Here is a 16,269-nt window from a genome sequence, read left to right as displayed (position 1 = left end):
TTCATCTGAATGGACGCGATCATTGTGGGAGCGAGCCTGCTCGCGAAAGCGGTCGTGAGTTCGCTGCGATTACAGCGTCTGCCACCCGCCCCCCAGCGCCTTGTACAACGCCACACTCGCCTGCAATCGCGACAGTCTTAGTTGCACATTCAGATCCTGCGCCGCGTACAGCGTGCGCTGGGTTTCCAGCACCGTCAGCAAATCCTCGGCTCCCGCCTGGTAGCGGCTTTGGGCGATCTCGAAGGCGGTTTGCGCCTGGTTCAGCTCTTCACTTTGCCACTGCCGCTGTTGATCGAGCCCGCGAATCCCGTTGAGGGCTTTTTCGACATCGGCGAAGCCGTTGATGATTGCCCCGCGATAGGTTTCCAGCAGTTCTTCCTGGCGGGCCGTGGCCTTGTCGCGTTCGGCGCTCAGGCGGCCATTGTTGAAGATCGGCGCTACCAGTCCGGCGGTGAGGTTGTAGAAAGGGCTGCGGATAATGTCATCGAACTGATTGGCCCCGGAGCCGAGCTGCGCAGTCAGGGTCACGGTCGGCAGCATGGCGGCGCGGGCGACTTTGACGTCAGCCTGCGCCGCTGCCAGTTGCGCTTCGGCGCGGGCGATGTCCGGACGCCGATTGAGCAGATCGCTGGGCAGGCCGGCGTCGATGCTCGGCCATTGCAACCGGTCGAATGACTCTGTGCCGGTCTGCAACTCCTGCACGGGGCGGCCGAGCAGGGCGGCGAGGCTGATCAAGGCATCCTGGGCTTGCTGTTGCACCAGCGGTAGTTGCCGTTGCTGTGCGGCCACCAGACTTTTCTGCTGAGCCAGTTCCAGTGCGGTGGCCGAGCCTGAGTCGAAGCGGGTCTGCACCAGTTTCAGCACGTTCTGCGCGTTGGCCAGGTTCAGCTCGGCGATGCGGCTTTGCTCGCGCAGGGACAGGGCTTGGGCATAGGTGCTGGCCACGCCGCTGAACAGGGTCAGCTCGACGGTCGCCCGATCGAATTCGCTGGCCTGCAGGGCGAATTGCGCGCTGTCGCGGGAGGCGCGTTTACCGCCCCAGAAATCGATTTCGTAGGAGGCGTTCAGATTGGCGTCGAAGTAATCCACTGCCCGATTGCTGCTGTCGGCATCGAGCTGGTTGTAACCGTTGCCACGCAGCAGTTTTTGCCGATTGGCATTGGCCCCGGCTTTCACTTCAGGCAGTTGCGAACCGCCGGCAATCACCGTGCCGGCCTGGGCCTGGCGTACCCGGGCCATAGCGGCAGCGAGGTCGAAACTGCCGAGGCGGGCCTGTTCGATCAGGCGGTCGAGCTCGGGGCTGGCGAACTGTTTCCACCAGTGCGGATCGATGCGGGCAACGCTGGCAGTGTGGGGCGACTGCCACGCAACGGGCGGTTGCAAGCCGCTGTCGGGACGCTGGACGGAACTGCCGCAGGCGCTGAGCAACAGGCACACGGTCAACAGGCTGAGGCGCGGTTTCATAGAACGATCATTCACTGGTAAGGGCCGTGACCGGGTCGAGCCGGGCGGCTTTGCGGGCCGGCATGAAGCCGAAGACGACACCGGTCACGAGGGCGCAGCCAAAGGCGCCGAACACCGCCATCAAGGAAAACGCCACGGCGACTTCGCCGAGAATCAGCACGCCGCCGACGATCAGCGCCAGGGCGATTCCGGCGAGACCACCGACCACCGAAAGCATCACGGCTTCGGTGAGGAACTGGCGCAGGATGTCCCGCTGCCGGGCGCCGGTGGCCATGCGAATGCCGATCTCGCGAGTGCGTTCGCGCACGGTCATGAGCATGATGTTCATCACACCGATCCCGCCCACCAGCAGCGAAATCGCGGCAATCGAGCCGAGCATCAGCGACAGGGTGTTTTGCGTGCGCGCCTCGGCCTGGATCATCGCGGCGTTGTTGGTCAGTTCGAAATCCTTCTTGCCGTTGTGCAGGCGCAGCATCAGTTGTTCGATGGCGTGTTCGGCTTCCTTGACCTTGCGTGCATCCGCCGCAGCGATGGCCACGTATTCCGGATTGCGTGTGCCGAACAGCCGCACGCTGGCGGCGGAGTAGGGGATGGCGATGCGGTCGTCGCTGTCCTGATCGCCGGAGCTCGCGCCTTTTTCCTGGAGCACGCCGACCACCTGGAACGGCACGTTCTCGATCAGGATGTATTGGCCGATGGGGTCGGGCACATCCTTGAGCAGTTTGTCGCGAACCTTCTTGCCGATCACCGCCACCGCGCTGGCGTTGCGCTCGTCGGCATCGGTGAAGTAGCTGCCCTCGACCACCGGCCAGTTGAAGATCGCCGGGAAGTGGGTGTCGTTGCCGCCGACGTAGCTCATGTGGTCGGCGTTGCCGAACCGCACACCGGCCTCCGCGCCGTTGACCGGCATGATCCGTTTGACCTGCGGCAGGCTGGCCAGCGCCGCCACGTCATCGAGGGTGACGATGCCCGGCGGCGTGCGCGGATTGGGCGCCGAGCCGCTGAGGTAAATGATGTTCGAACCGAACGCGCCCATTTGCGCCATGACCTGACGCTTGCTGCCTTCGCCGACCGCGAGCATGACCACCACCGAGGCCACGCCGATGATGATCCCCAGCAGGGTCAGCGCCGTGCGGAAACGGTTGATCCACATCACCCGCCAGGCGGCGTGCAGGGCGTCCACCAGTTCGCCTTTCCACGCGCCGGACGCTTGCGCGCCTTCGCTCAGGCGCTGGCGCAGATCGACGGCCTGCAGGGATCCGGGGTTGGCCGACGTCCGGGCTTCGGGGGTGTCTCGGGCGCTGTCGCTGATGATCAGGCCGTCGCGGATCTCGATGATGCGCTTGGCCCGGGCAGCCACTTCGCGGTCGTGGGTGATCAGGATGACGACGTGGCCCTGGCTCGCCAGTTCGTCGAGCAACGCCATGACTTCCTTGCCGCTGTGGCTGTCGAGGGCGCCGGTGGGTTCGTCGGCAAGAATGATGTGCCCGCCGTTCATCAACGCCCGGGCAATCGACACCCGTTGCTGCTGACCGCCGGACAACTGGTGCGGACGGTTGCCGGTACGCGATGCGAGCCCGAGGCGGTCGAGCAGGGCGGCGGCGCGGGCGTGGCGTTCGGCGGCGGGTGTACCGGCGTAGATCGCCGGCATCTCGACGTTTTCCTGGGCCGAGCCGGACGGAATCAGGTGGTACCCCTGGAACACGAAACCGAAGGCCTCGCGGCGCAGCCAGGCCAGTTCGTCGGTGTCGAGGCCGGCGACGTTCTCCCCGGCGAAGCGGTATTCGCCGGACGTCGGTCGGTCGAGGCAGCCGAGGATGTTCATCAGTGTCGATTTGCCGGAGCCGGACGCGCCGACGATCGCCACGAATTCCCCGGCGTGGATCGACAGGTCGATCCCGCGCAACACATGCACTTCAGGCGCATCGCCGCCACCGTAGGATTTACGGATGTCCTGCAGGTCGATCAGGGGCGTTTGCATTCAGCCTCCGTTGCCGTCGGCCGGGCCGACCAGCAAGTGATCGCCTTCGCTCAGGCCTTCCAGCACCTGGACTCTCAAGCGATCGCTGATACCGGTATGCACTTCGCGAGACTGAATCTCGCCATTGGCGGCGATCACCTGCGCGGTCTGCCGGTGGGCGGTGGCAGTGCCTTGCAGGGCGGCAACCGGCGCGGTGAGGACGTCTTTCGCCCGGCTGGCGACGAAGAATACCTGGGTGGTCATTTCCGCCATCAGCGCGTTGTCGGCGTTGTCGACATCCAGCAGCACCGTGTAAAGCACCACCCGGGCGCTGCCGCTTTTGCTGTTATTGGCGGGGCTGCCGCCACCCTGGCTGGTCTGGTCCAGTGGCTTGGGCGGCACCGGCAGGATTTGTCGCACGGTGCTGCTCCAGCGCCGGTGACCGCCGCTGAGGGTGGTGAAGTAGGCGGTCATGCCGGGTTTGACGTGACCGATGTCAGCTTCGGAGACCTCGGCCCACACGGTCATCGGCGACAGTCTGGCGATGCGCAGGATCAGTGGTGTCTGTTGCTGCGCGTTGAGGGTCTGGCCTTCACGGGCATCGAGGGCGACCACGGTGCCGGCCATCGGCGCGTAAATGCGGGTGTAGCCGAGTTCGGCCTGATCGCTGCGCAGGCTGGCTTCGGCCTGGCGGATCTGTGCCTGGAACATGTCGATGCGCGCCTGGGTGGCTTTCAGTTCGGCACGGGCGGTCTGCACGTCTTCTTCGCGGGTGGCGCCGCCGGCGGCCAGGTTTTGCTGGCGCTGGTATTTCTGCTGCGCCAGTTCGTGCTGGGCTTTCTGTTCCTGTAACTGGGCCTTGAGGTTTTCGATGGAAAAACGTCCGGCGTCGAGTTTGGCTTTCTGGGTCGACGGGTCGATTTCCACCAGCAGTTGGCCTTCCTTGACCACGTCGCCGACTTCCACATGAATTTTGCGGATCTGCCCCGATGCCTGGGCGCCGACGTCCACATAGCGTCGCGGTTGCAGGGTGCCGAGTGCGGTGACGCTGCTTTCGATATCGCCACGGGTCACTTGCACCGTGGCGTACTTGTCTCGGCCGGGAGGCAGGATCTGCCAGGCAGCGTAAGCGGCGACGGGGATCAGACAAAGGGCTGCGAGCAGTGTGCGTCGGGCGGGGCGGGGACGTTTCATGCAGGGTTCCGGCCAGTGGAAATCGGCCCGTCGTTCAGCACGCGTGCACAGGATCGGGCACCGTGGAACGCTGCCGCAGGGCGCGGCAGAAACGGGGAACTGTCCTGTTAACGATGAAAGCGGAGGGGAATTTAAGCGGTGACACAGGTTGTTACAGCAATCCGAAGGTATAGCCGAACCTCTATTTTTCGGGCAACGACAAACACCACTTTAAATCTATATGAGAATTACTATAAATTACGCACCTCAAGTTGCCACCACATTGCTACTGCCGCAAACGGCGGGGCTGAACGGTGTGCTCAAGGACAGAACCCGCACTCGAGCGGCCGGGAGTCATGTTGGAAAACTACTATCGCGAGCTGGTGTGTTTCCTGAACGCCAGGCTCGGCAACCGACAGGTGGCCGAAGATGTGGTGCATGACGCTTATGTGCGGGTGCTGGAGCGTTCCAGCGATACACCGATCGAACAACCCCGCGCCTTCCTTTATCGCACAGCGCTGAATCTGGTGATCGACGACCACCGGCGCAATGCCCTGCGGCAGGCCGAATCCCTGGAAGTGCTCGACAGTGAAGAACGCTACTTCACTCCGTCGCCCCACAATACGCTGGATCATGGTCAACGCCTGGACATGTTGCAGCGGGCATTGGCGGAGCTTGCGCCACTGTGTCGCGACAGCTTTCTGCTGCGCAAGATCGAGGGTCTGTCCCATCCCGAAATCGCCGAGCGCCTGGGCATTTCCAAGGCCCTGGTGGAAAAGCACATCGTCAATGCCATGAAGCACTGCCGCCTGCGGATCAAGCAATGGGATGCCCATTGAACCGTCGGCGTTAAATTTTATTTCACTGTCCTCGTTCCTACTCAACAGACGACCTGCTGTCCTGCCCAGGGCCGGCCGGTCACCCAAGCTCTTCCTCCGCGCTGTTCGGGGGTTCATCCAGAGGACACTGGAAATGACACAGGCAATTGCATCGCCCATCGTTCACGACCTGATCGGCGTCGGTTTCGGCCCTTCGAACCTGGCGCTGGCCATCGCTCTGCAGGAGCGAGCCCCGACCCTGGGCGAGCTGGATGTGCTGTTTCTCGACAAGCAACCGACCTACAGCTGGCACGGCAACACGCTGTCGACCCAGAGCGAGCTGCAGATTTCTTTCCTCAAGGATCTGGTGACCCTGCGCAATCCGACCAGCCCGTACTCGTTCGTCAATTACCTCAAGCACCATGGTCGTCTGGTGGACTTCATCAACCTCGGCACTTTCTACCCGTGCCGCATGGAGTACAACGACTACCTGCGCTGGGTGGCCGCACAGTTCACCGAACAGAGCCGTTACGGTGAGGAAGTGCTGACCATCGAGCCGGTGCTGCACAACCATCAGGTCGAAGCGTTGCGGGTGATTTCCCGTGGTACCGACGGCCAGCAATTCGTGCGCACCGCGCGCTCGGTGGTAGTGAGCGCCGGTGGCACGCCGCGCATTCCTGAATCGTTCAAGGCGCTCAAGGGCGACCCTCGGGTGTTCCATCACTCGCAATACCTGGCCGAGATGGCCAGGCAACCGTGCGTGAACAACCAGCCGATGAACATCGCGATCATCGGCGGCGGCCAGAGCGCCGCGGAAGCCTTCATCGATCTGAACGATTCGTTCCCGTCGGTGCGGGTCGACATGATCCTGCGCGGTTCGGCGTTGAAACCGGCGGACGACAGTCCGTTCGTCAACGAAGTGTTCTCGCCGGAATTCACCGACCTGATCTTCCAGCAGAAGAGCAGCGAGCGTGAGCGTCTGGTCAACGAGTACCACAACACCAACTACTCGGTGGTCGACATCGACCTGATCGAGCGCATCTACGGCATCTTCTATCGCCAGAAAGTCTCCGGAATTGCCCGCCATGCGTTCCGTACTCTGACCACCGTCGAGAGCGCCACCGCTACCGATCGCGGTATCGAACTGACGGTGCGCGACAACGCCACGGGCGAAGTCACCGTGAGCATCTACGATGCAGTTGTACTGGCCACCGGTTACGAGCGTCAGATGCACCGCAAACTGCTGGCGCCGCTGGAAGAGTACCTGGGCGATTTCGAGGTCGATCGCAACTACAGGCTGATCACCGATGAGCGCTGCAAGGCCGGTCTGTACATGCAGGGCTTCTGCCAGGCCAGCCACGGCCTGAGCGACACGCTGCTGTCGGTCCTGCCGATCCGCGCGGACGAGATTGCCGGTTCGCTGTACGAGCACGGCAAGAACCGCGGGCACAGCCGTTCGGTGATGGATCTGTTGTTGGCCACTGCCAGCTAACCATCCTTTCAGCCTTCACACTGATCGTTCCCAGGCTCGCGTGGGAACGATCTTCAGGGCAATCCTGAACCCTTCCTGAATGGCCCTGCATTTGCCCGCCGCACCTCCTTTTGCGGGTTTACTCTCCAGGTATCGGGGCGTAAGCTTCGCGCGTTTTCATCAATAGCGGAGACCCACAGTGGGTACTTGTTCGAGTGACAGTTGTCGGCCGGTCCTTGTAACCGGCAGATTCTCGGCAAGATAACGCGCATTCCTTTGTGCCGTTGTCTCGCCGAACAGCGAGCAGCGGCATCCCGATCATGGTCAGTTGAGACCATGTCCCGACGTCCTTCTCATCGACACTGAAAAGAGCGTGGTTTCGACTTTATCGTCGCATCCGCAGCCCTATCGACGCGCCTGTCTTTTTTGACCGGCGCACCAGGCCTTGCCGTGCCGGTTGTTCCGGTGCAAGGGGGCTGGACGTACCTGCCTGACGGTTTCCCGGCTGACCACAGGGGCAACAGCCATGAAACTTACGCTCAAGGAATTTTTCGCAGGCTTCCTGCGCACCCGCCACATCGCCCGGCATTTCCGTCGCCTGGCGTTGCTGGAGAACCTCAAAGACACCACGGTCAGCCGTGAAGTGCCGCCCACCCTGGCCAACACGCTGGTGGACGCCGCCCATTGCGACAGCGGCGTGCTGCTGTCGAATCTGGGTACGCACACCGACGGTCTCACCGATTTTGAAGTCGATGCGCTGCGCGCGCAGTTCGGCCTCAACGAAGTCGAGCACGAGCAACCGCTGCCGTGGTGGACCCACCTGTGGCACTGCTACAAAAACCCGTTCAATCTGCTGCTGACTTTGTTGGCGGTCATCTCGTGGCTGACCGATGACCTGAAAGCCGCCATCGTGATCTTTTCGATGGTGGTGCTCTCGACCCTGCTGCGCTTCTGGCAGGAAAGCAAATCCAACCAGGCCGCTGACGCGCTCAAGGCCATGGTGAGCAACACCGCCACGGTGATGCGCCGGGACGAGCCGCGTGCCGAACTGCCGATCAAGCAATTGGTGCCGGGCGACCTGATTGTGCTTTCGGCCGGTGACATGATTCCTGCCGATTGCCGGGTGCTGAGTGCCAAGGACCTGTTTGTCAGCCAGGCTGCAATGACTGGCGAATCGATGCCGGTGGAGAAGTTTCCCCGTCAGACGGACCGTGATACCCGCAATCCGCTGGAGCTGGACAACATCCTGTTCATGGGCACCAACGTGGTGTCCGGGACGGCGGTGGCGGTGATTCTCACCACGGGCAACAACACCTATTTCGGCGCGCTGGCGCTGCGGGTCGGGGCGACTGATCGCGCTGTGACTTCGTTTCAGCAAGGCGTGAACAAGGTCAGCTGGCTGCTGATCCGCTTTATGTTTGTCATGGCACCGCTGGTGCTGTTCATCAACGGTTTCACCAAGGGCGACTGGACCGAAGCATTGCTCTTCGCTCTGTCGATCGCCGTGGGTCTGACCCCGGAAATGCTGCCGATGATCGTCACCTCGACCCTGGCCAAGGGCGCGGTGTTCCTGTCGCGCAAGAAAGTCATCGTCAAACGCCTGGATGCGATCCAGAACTTCGGCGCCATGGACGTGCTGTGCACCGACAAGACCGGCACCCTGACCCAGGACAAGATCTTCCTGGCGCGCAATGTCGACGTCTGGGGCGAAGACTCCGATGACGTGCTGGAAATGGCTTATCTGAACAGTTACTACCAGACCGGCCTGAAAAACCTGCTCGACGTGGCGGTGCTGGAGCATGTGGAAATCCATCGTGAGCTGAAGGTCGGCACGGCGTTTCGCAAGGTCGATGAAATCCCGTTCGACTTCAACCGCCGGCGCATGTCGGTGGTGGTCGAAGGGAGCGGGCAACCGCATTTGCTGATCTGCAAGGGTGCGGTGGAAGAAGTGTTGTCGGTGTGCACCCGGGTTCGTCACGGTGAAGTCGACGAAGCCTTGAGCGATGAATTGCTGGCGAAAATTCGTCAGGTCACCTCAGCATTCAACGCTGAAGGCTTGCGCGTGGTAGCGGTGGCGGCGCGGCCGATGCCGGAAGGTCGCGACACTTACAGCCTGGGCGATGAGCAGGAGCTGACGCTGATCGGTTATGTGGCATTCCTCGATCCACCGAAGGAAAGTACCGCGCCGGCACTCAAGGCTCTGGCCGAGCACGGCGTGGCCGTGAAAGTGCTGACCGGCGACAACGAGCTGGTGACCGCCAAGATCTGTCGCGAGGTAGGCCTGGCGCAGCAAGGTCTGTTGATGGGCAACGACATTGAACGCATGAGCGACGCGCAACTGGCGGTGGCCGTTGAAACCACCAACGTGTTCGCCAAACTGACGCCAACCCACAAGGAACGCATCGTGCGCATCCTCAAGGGCAACGGCCACGTGGTCGGGTTCATGGGCGACGGCATCAACGACGCGCCGGCCCTGCGCACCGCAGACATCGGGATTTCCGTGGACAGTGCGGTGGACATCGCCAAGGAAGCGGCCGACATCATCCTGCTGGAAAAGAGCTTGATGGTGCTGGAGGAGGGCGTGCTGGAAGGGCGTCGGACCTTCGCCAACATGCTCAAGTACATCAAGATGACCGCCAGCTCGAACTTCGGCAACGTGTTCTCGGTACTGGTCGCCAGTGCGTTCATTCCGTTCCTGCCAATGCTGCCGATGCACCTGCTGGTGCAGAACCTGCTGTATGACATTTCGCAGATCGCGATCCCGTTCGACAACGTCGACGACGAAATGCTGAAACAGCCACAACGCTGGCAGCCGGGGGATGTCGGACGCTTCATGCTGTTCTTCGGGCCGATCAGTTCGATCTTCGACATCACAACGTTCGCCTTGATGTGGTACGTGTTCGATGCCAACACCCCGGATCACCAGACCCTGTTCCAGTCCGGCTGGTTCGTGGTGGGGTTGCTGACCCAGACGCTGATCGTGCACATGATCCGCACGCCGAAGATTCCGTTCCTGCAAAGCCGTGCCGCCATGCCGCTGCTGGTGATGACCGCAATCATCATGACCGTGGGTATCTTCCTGCCGATGGGACCGCTGGCGCACTACTTCAAACTGCAGGCGCTGCCGTCGATGTACTTCGTGTTCCTGCCGGTGATTCTGTTGGCGTACATGGCACTGACCCAGGCCGTGAAAGGCTTTTACATCCGCCGGTTCGGCTGGCAGTAACTGGAAAGAATCCCCCCTTGTGGGAGCAAGGGGGGGGCGGTTTCAAGGAGTTCAACATGCAAGCCATCAACAACATCAATCTCGCTTCGCTGCTCGACACGCTGGTCAGTCTCAGCGCAGCTTTCATACTCGGCGGGCTGATCGGCTTCGAACGGCAGTATCGGCAACGCACGGCAGGCTTGCGTACCAACGTGCTGGTGGCGGTGGGCGCAGCGATTTTCGTCGATATGGCCAATCGTCTCGGCGGTGCCGAAGGTGCGGTGCGGGTGGTCGCCTACGTGGTGTCCGGGATCGGATTTCTCGGCGCCGGCGTGATCATGCGTGAAGAGGGTAACGTACGTGGTCTCAACACCGCAGCGACACTCTGGACGTCGGCAGCGGTCGGTGCCTGCGCCGGTGCCGATCTGCTGGCCGAAGCGGTACTGGGCACCTTGTTCGTGCTTGCCGCGAATACCTTGCTGCGGCCGATCGTCAACAACATCAACCGTCAGCCACTGGATGTGGTTTCGGCGGAGGTGACCAACATTGTCTACGTGATCGCCCGGCGCTCGCAGCAGACGGCTGTGTTCGCCTTGCTCGAAGCCGAACTGGAACGCAGCAATTACCCGGCCAGCGATGTCGATGTGCATGCCTTCGGCGCCGATGAGATCGAGATCGAAGCCACGCTTGCGACCACTTCTGTGGATGGCGATGAACTGGACGCGCTGGTGGCGCGAATCTCCACCTCGAACCTGGTGGTGCAGGCGTTCTGGAGTCCGAGCACGACGGAGTGAAACGCATGATCCGGATGAGTGACGGTTTTTTTCAGAAAAGTCCTACAGAGCATATCCCGATGCTTGGGTAGTCTTGCCGCCACTTGAAGCGACTGGCGGGACATTCACGATGACCGACAAAACCTTGCGTATTCTGATCGCCGATACCCGGCATTTTCACCGGATGAAGATCGAGCGTCTTTTCAACGGTCTCGATTACTACCGCATCGCACCGGTACAGAACCTCACCGAGCTGCTGACACTGGTCGATTACGGTTGCCAGCCGTTCGATGTGTTGGTGTTGAACGCCGAGCTGGCGGCCGGAATGTCGGATCTTTGCGGGTATCTGTTCGATCATCCGCAAGTCCGGCATGTGCTGGTCTATGGTGAGGCGAAGAATGCACCGGCCGATTCCGCACAGTACCGGGACAGGATTACCATCAGCCACGTCCCGTTGCCCTCGATGGGCGCCATCGCACAACTGATGGCGTCGGTCGAGGCTTGCCGTGAACATGCTTCGCGTATGGCCCCGGCAACTTCTTTTGCGCAACTACGCGTCTGATCACAATTTGGTTCAGGGCGCAACTGTCAGGTTTGACAGGTGCTTCGCCGCGTCTCACGTGCAACAGTTGTAGCGCAGCTACCAGTAGTCCCGTTCATGCAGGTTCAGTGGCGCCAGTGTCAGGCATTCGCCACGGGAGTGGTTATGGGTTCAGCAATGGTCGTCGATGATCACCCGGTGGTTGCCGGTGCCGTCCGTATGGTTCTGGAATCGGTGAATTATAAACCGGTTCATGTCGCTTCGAGCGGTGTCGATGTGGTGCCGATGATTCGCGAGCATGCGCCGGAACTCATCGTGCTTGACCTGAAACTCACCGGCATAGGGGGGCTGGAAGTACTGGAGCGCATCAGAGCCATCGGCCTGATCTGCAAGATCGTGATTTTTACCTCGGCCGACCCGCAGCATTACATGGCCCGTTGCCGACGTGCCGGCGCGATGGCCTTCGTCACCAAGTCCGCGGAACTGCAGCAATTGCGCAATGCAATCAAGGCTGTCCGATCGGGTTACAGCTATTTTCCTGAAGCGCCCTTGGGGTTTGCAGGGCCATCGAGTGCTAACGGCAATGAGCGCGAGTTGATCGATCGTCTCTCGGATCGTGAATTGCACATTCTGCTGCAACTGGCACTCGGCAAGCCCAACAAGGACATCGCCATGGAGATGAACCTGAGTCACAAAACCATCAGTACTTACAAGACTCGCCTGATGATGAAGCTCGGGGTCAGTTCACTCGTGGTGTTGCGAGAGTTTGCCAGACGCAACCATCTGCTCTGAAAGGCTGCCCCGTGATGAGGTCGCTGCGTCTCATTTCTCTGTTGTTCTTCCTGTTTGCGAGTGCGGTACAGGCATCCGGGACTGCGCAAAAACTGGAAATCGTCTCCCGCACCCGTCTGGAAGGCGTTCAACTGCACCTCGACGAGCAGGATCGGCAGTGGCTCCGGGCACACCCGGTGTTGCGCATTGGCTCTTCCGGGCCGGACTATCCTCCTTTCGAATTGACCCGTAACCGCCACGAACTGGAAGGCCTCACGGCCGAATACGCCGACGCGATCGCACAGGTGCTGAACGTCGGGATCGAAGTCTGGTGCTACCCCGATCGCGAATCCGCCATGGCCGCGCTCAAGGCCGGGGCGCTGGACTTGCTGGGCACCTCGAACAACTATGAGATCGCCGATCCCCAGCTGGTGCTGTCCCGAGCCTATGCCGAAGATCAGCCGATGTGGGTGACCCGGCTCGATGAGCCGATGCCCGATGATCTGTCAGGCAAGCGTATTGCAATGGTGGATGACTACCTGCCGGCTTCGACCATCGTGAAGGCTTACCCACAAGCCGTCTTGCAGCGTTATCGCTCGATCCTCGATGCCCTCGGTGCCGTAGCGTTCGGTCGGGATGATCTGTACCTCGGTGACTTCATCAGTGCCGGCTATCTGATCAACACCAACTTTCACAACGACCTGCAACTGGCAGGCCCCTCGGGCCTCGATGCCAACCCTTTCGCCTTTGCCCTGAATCGCAGCAATACCCGCTTGAAGCGTCTGATCGACAAGGCCTTGCTGGCCATTCCCATGGAGCAGCGCCTGGCCATGGAACTGCGCTGGAGTGCAGGGCATGCGGACATGACCGGACAAGCGCGGGTAAGTCTCAGCAGCAACGAACAGGCGTGGCTTGATCGGCACCCTATTGTGCGAGTCGGTGCGATCGAGGATTTCGCCCCGCTGACGTTCTTTGATGCCGAGGGAAAACTGCAGGGGCTTACCGCGCAGTTGTTGAGTCTGATCAGCCAGCGCAGCGGCCTGAAGTTCGAGATCGAACGAGGAGCGTCACTGGATCGACAGATCGAACAATTGAAGAGCGGGGAGCTCGACCTGCTGCCTGTGGTGACGCCGAGCAGCGAGCGTGAACTCGAAATGCGTTTCTCCCGGGCCTATCTGAACAATCCGTTCGTCCTGGTCAGCGGAGTATCGGCGTCGGGTGTGAAAACGCTGGATGACCTGGCAGGCAAGAGGCTGGCGATCTATCGCGGTCACCCTTTGCGCGATTATTTGCTGGAGCGAGTACCGCAGCTTGGATTGGTTGAAGTACAAAGTCCGGCAGCCGGGATGGAAGCCATTGTCAGCGGGCAGGCCGATGCCACACTGAGTTCGTTGATCGTGGCACGCTATCTGATTTCCCGTCAGTACCGGGGGCGCATCCGGATTGTCGGTACGGTGGGGGACCGGCCTGCCCGGATCGCGTTGGCTACCGCGCCGGATGCAGTGGAATTGCACTCGATTCTGAACAAGGCGCTGTTGAGCATTGCGCCGAAGGAAATCGACGCTCTGGTCGAGCGCTGGGGGCGCGACGCAGTTGCCGATGACAGTTACTGGCAGCGCCATCAACAGAAAATCCTGCTTGGATTCGCCGTTGCGTCAGGATTGCTGATGCTGGCATCGGGCTGGATTGCCTTTCAGCGCCGACAGATTCGCCAGCGCCAGCAATGGCTGCTGCAACTGCAGGAAGCCAAGGATGCGGCGGATGATGCCAACCGGGCCAAGAGCACTTTTCTGGCCGTCATGAGTCACGAAATCCGTACGCCCATGAATGCCTTGCTGGGCATGCTCGAACTGGCGCTCAGGCATGCCGATGAAGGCGTGATCGATCGCCCGGCGATGCAGGTGGCGTCCACTGCGGGGCAACAACTGCTGGCATTGATTGGCGATATTCTCGACATCGCACGCATCGAGTCAGGGCATCTGTCGCTGGCTCCCGAACGGACCCATCTGCGTGAGACCGTGTTATCCGTGTGTCGGGTTTTCGAAGGACTGGCTCGCCAGAAACAGCTGTCATGGTGCGTAGAGCTGGATGAGCGCAGCGATGTCGAGGTGATGCTCGACGCGCTGCGTTTCAAGCAGGTGTTGTCGAACCTGCTGAGCAATGCGATCAAATTCACCGATGAAGGTGCAATCGTTCTGCGGGTGCGCATTTTCGATGCGCCCGAGGGGCGGGTCGAAGTGGGTGTGATCATCGAAGACAGTGGCCGGGGAATCAGCGCCGAAGATCAGCAACGCTTGTTCAACCCGTTCATGCAGGTCGGCAGCCAGCCGGTGTCGGCTCGCCATGGTTCCGGTCTGGGCCTGGTAATCAGCCGCAGCCTGTGCCGGATGATGGGCGGTGATTTGTGGCTGACCAGCATTCCCGGGCGTGGTACGCAAGTCATGTTGCGTCTGGAACTGCCGGTGCTTGAACCCCTCGATCAGAAGGACACCGGGATACCAGTGATGACAGCGGCGAAACCGCTGTACGTTCTGGTGGTGGACGATCATCCGGTCAATCGCCTGTTGCTGTGTCGGCAATTGAGCGAACTCGGGCATCGATTTGTCGACATCGAACAGGCTGAGCAAGCGCTGGATCTGTGGCGCGGCCAATCTTTCGATGTACTGATCACCGACCTCAACATGCCCGGGCTCAACGGTTATGACCTGGCGCGAGCGATTCGCGAAGAGGAGGCGGCGACAGGCAGCAAGCCCTGTCTGATTCTGGGGTTTACCGCCAATGCGCAAATGGAAGAAAAACAGCGATGTCTGGCTGCTGGAATGGATGATTGCCTGTTCAAGCCGGTTTTGCTGCGGGAACTGAGCCTGGCGCTGCTGGCCGCCACACCGAATGACATACAACCCGGAGTCATGGACGAGCAGAAATTGCCCGGTTTTGATCTGAGTTCGCTGTTGCTACTGGCGGGTGCTGACAACCCGCTCATCGGGCAATTGCGTGAGGAGATACTGAGCAGTCTGCACACCGATCTGGAACGGCTGGACCAGTCGGGGCGGAAAGGTGATCGCGCAGCCCTGAAGGATCTGGCGCATCACGTCGCGGGCGGAGCGCACATGATCGGTGCCGAGCGCGTGGTACACGCGTGCCGGGTGCTCGAACAGGCTTGCCGTGCCGATGAGCCCGAAGCTGCGCTTGAGGCGGCCGTCGATGCGCTGCGCGAAGCCATGCTCGACCTCGCGCAGCAACTTCAGGCCTGAGCGATCAGTCCCACTGCGGCGCAATGCCTTTGGGGCTGGTCAGGCGATGATCGCGATCCAGAGAGGCGATCAGCGCCATGTCGGCCTCGCTCAGTGTCAGCGCGGTGGCGCCGAGGTTGCCTTGCAGGTTGGCGCGCTTGGTCGACGATGGAATCACCGCATGACCCGATTGCATCGCCCACGCCAGTGTGACTTGCGCCGGGGTGGCTTGCAGACGCTTGGCAATCTGCACGACCAGCGGATCCTTCAGCACTTCGCCATAGGCCAGGGTCATGTACGAGGTGATCTGGATGCCCTGGCTCTGCGCGAACTCGACGACCTTGCGGTTTTGCAGGTACGGATGCAATTCGATCTGATTGGTGGCGATGTTTTCCGCACCGACGGCGGCAATCGCCTGTTTCATCAAGTCGATGGTGAAGTTGGATACACCGATCTGCCGGGTCAGCCCCAGGCGCTTCGCTTCAAGCAGGGCGCCCATGAATTCCTCCACCGGTACCTGGTCTTGCGGCGATGGCCAGTGGATCAGCGTCAGGTCGAGGTAGTCGGTCTGCAGCTTTTGCAGGCTTTCCTTGAGACTGTCGATCAGACGGTCTTTGGTCAGGTTGGCGATCCAGATCTTGCTGGTGATGAACAGTTCGTTGCGGGCAATACCGCTGGCGGCGATGGCCTGGCCGACCTCGGCTTCGTTTTCGTAGATCTGTGCGGTGTCGATGGCCCGGTAACCGAGCTCAAGGGCAGTGCTTACCGAATTGATGACCACCTGACCTTGCAGGCGAAACGTACCAAGGCCGAAAGCGGGAACAGACATGCAGGACTCCAGGGTTGCAGTGGGAATGGGC

Annotated in this window: 11 protein-coding genes; 7 read left to right on the top strand and 4 right to left on the bottom strand. The window is 61.1% G+C overall.

Translation table 11 applies throughout. The annotated features are described in order from the left end of the window. Nucleotides 1-69: 69 nt before the first annotated feature. The 3 genes from ACK6BI_RS10285 to ACK6BI_RS10275 are packed head-to-tail and all read right to left on the bottom strand — an operon-like array spanning nt 70 to nt 4,618. The gene (locus ACK6BI_RS10285; protein ID WP_409316992.1) at nt 70-1,464 is read right to left on the bottom strand and encodes an efflux transporter outer membrane subunit; all 1,395 of its coding nucleotides are present in this window, start codon (nt 1,462-1,464) and stop codon (nt 70-72) included. A 7-nt stretch (nt 1,465-1,471) separates the two neighbouring features. After that, nucleotides 1,472-3,445 carry a MacB family efflux pump subunit gene (locus ACK6BI_RS10280; RefSeq protein WP_409316991.1) on the bottom strand — a complete coding sequence of 658 codons (1,974 nt, stop codon included), beginning with the start codon at nt 3,443-3,445 and terminating at the stop codon, nt 1,472-1,474. Next, nucleotides 3,446-4,618, bottom strand: a complete 1,173-nt coding sequence (locus ACK6BI_RS10275) for an efflux RND transporter periplasmic adaptor subunit (protein ID WP_409316990.1) — start codon at nt 4,616-4,618, stop codon at nt 3,446-3,448. It lies immediately after the preceding gene. A 335-nt stretch (nt 4,619-4,953) separates the two neighbouring features. Here ACK6BI_RS10275 and ACK6BI_RS10270 point away from each other — a divergent pair, with 335 nt between their 5' ends. The 7 genes from ACK6BI_RS10270 to ACK6BI_RS10240 all read left to right on the top strand — a co-directional run bounded on the left by ACK6BI_RS10270 (nt 4,954) and on the right by ACK6BI_RS10240 (nt 15,430). After that, a complete protein-coding gene (locus ACK6BI_RS10270) occupies nt 4,954-5,436 on the top strand; it encodes a sigma-70 family RNA polymerase sigma factor (RefSeq protein WP_065257419.1) in 483 nt (160 codons plus the stop codon). Between the two features lie 133 nt (nt 5,437-5,569). Further along, nucleotides 5,570-6,907 carry a lysine N(6)-hydroxylase/L-ornithine N(5)-oxygenase family protein gene (locus ACK6BI_RS10265; protein ID WP_409316989.1) on the top strand — a complete coding sequence of 446 codons (1,338 nt, stop codon included), beginning with the start codon at nt 5,570-5,572 and terminating at the stop codon, nt 6,905-6,907. A 505-nt stretch (nt 6,908-7,412) separates the two neighbouring features. After that, complete coding sequence (gene mgtA / locus ACK6BI_RS10260; RefSeq protein WP_409316988.1) at nt 7,413-10,112, top strand: magnesium-translocating P-type ATPase; 2,700 nt, start codon at nt 7,413-7,415, stop codon at nt 10,110-10,112. A 56-nt stretch (nt 10,113-10,168) separates the two neighbouring features. Further along, on the top strand, nt 10,169-10,885 hold the full coding sequence (locus ACK6BI_RS10255; RefSeq protein WP_409316987.1) for an MgtC/SapB family protein: 717 nt from the start codon (nt 10,169-10,171) through the stop codon (nt 10,883-10,885). A gap of 109 nt (nt 10,886-10,994) precedes the next feature. After that, complete coding sequence (locus ACK6BI_RS10250; protein ID WP_409316986.1) at nt 10,995-11,426, top strand: chemotaxis protein CheY; 432 nt, start codon at nt 10,995-10,997, stop codon at nt 11,424-11,426. 144 nt (nt 11,427-11,570) lie between these two features. Continuing rightward, nucleotides 11,571-12,197: a response regulator gene (locus ACK6BI_RS10245; RefSeq protein WP_409316985.1), complete on the top strand. Its 627-nt coding sequence runs from the start codon at nt 11,571-11,573 to the stop codon at nt 12,195-12,197. Between the two features lie 14 nt (nt 12,198-12,211). Next, nucleotides 12,212-15,430 (top strand): transporter substrate-binding domain-containing protein, encoded by a 3,219-nt coding sequence (locus ACK6BI_RS10240; protein ID WP_409316984.1) that lies wholly within the window; start codon nt 12,212-12,214, stop codon nt 15,428-15,430. 4 nt (nt 15,431-15,434) lie between these two features. Here ACK6BI_RS10240 and dkgB read toward each other — a convergent pair whose 3' ends face one another. Continuing rightward, the gene (dkgB, locus tag ACK6BI_RS10235; protein WP_409316983.1) at nt 15,435-16,238 is read right to left on the bottom strand and encodes a 2,5-didehydrogluconate reductase DkgB; all 804 of its coding nucleotides are present in this window, start codon (nt 16,236-16,238) and stop codon (nt 15,435-15,437) included. Nucleotides 16,239-16,269: the final 31 nt, after the last annotated feature.

Origin of the sequence: Pseudomonas sp. KCJK9016, from assembly GCF_046231795.1 — a bacterium.
GTDB classification, from domain to species: Bacteria; Pseudomonadota; Gammaproteobacteria; order Pseudomonadales; family Pseudomonadaceae; genus Aquipseudomonas; species Aquipseudomonas bananamidigenes.
The sequence above is the reverse complement of the archived record's forward strand: the minus strand, read 5'-3'. Positions and strand labels throughout refer to the sequence as shown.

Excerpts from the sequence above, each read along its gene's own strand:
- ACK6BI_RS10265 (WP_409316989.1), top strand. The coding sequence starts at position 5,570 with ATGACACAGGCAATTGCATCGCCCATCGTTCACGACCTGATCGGCGTC.
- ACK6BI_RS10280 (WP_409316991.1), bottom strand. The coding sequence starts at position 3,445 with ATGCAAACGCCCCTGATCGACCTGCAGGACATCCGTAAATCCTACGGT.
- ACK6BI_RS10240 (WP_409316984.1), top strand. The coding sequence starts at position 12,212 with ATGAGGTCGCTGCGTCTCATTTCTCTGTTGTTCTTCCTGTTTGCGAGT.
- ACK6BI_RS10270 (WP_065257419.1), top strand. The coding sequence starts at position 4,954 with ATGTTGGAAAACTACTATCGCGAGCTGGTGTGTTTCCTGAACGCCAGG.
- dkgB (WP_409316983.1), bottom strand. The coding sequence starts at position 16,238 with ATGTCTGTTCCCGCTTTCGGCCTTGGTACGTTTCGCCTGCAAGGTCAG.
- ACK6BI_RS10250 (WP_409316986.1), top strand. The coding sequence starts at position 10,995 with ATGACCGACAAAACCTTGCGTATTCTGATCGCCGATACCCGGCATTTT.
- ACK6BI_RS10285 (WP_409316992.1), bottom strand. The coding sequence starts at position 1,464 with ATGAAACCGCGCCTCAGCCTGTTGACCGTGTGCCTGTTGCTCAGCGCC.
- mgtA (WP_409316988.1), top strand. The coding sequence starts at position 7,413 with ATGAAACTTACGCTCAAGGAATTTTTCGCAGGCTTCCTGCGCACCCGC.
- ACK6BI_RS10275 (WP_409316990.1), bottom strand. The coding sequence starts at position 4,618 with ATGAAACGTCCCCGCCCCGCCCGACGCACACTGCTCGCAGCCCTTTGT.
- ACK6BI_RS10245 (WP_409316985.1), top strand. The coding sequence starts at position 11,571 with ATGGGTTCAGCAATGGTCGTCGATGATCACCCGGTGGTTGCCGGTGCC.
- ACK6BI_RS10255 (WP_409316987.1), top strand. The coding sequence starts at position 10,169 with ATGCAAGCCATCAACAACATCAATCTCGCTTCGCTGCTCGACACGCTG.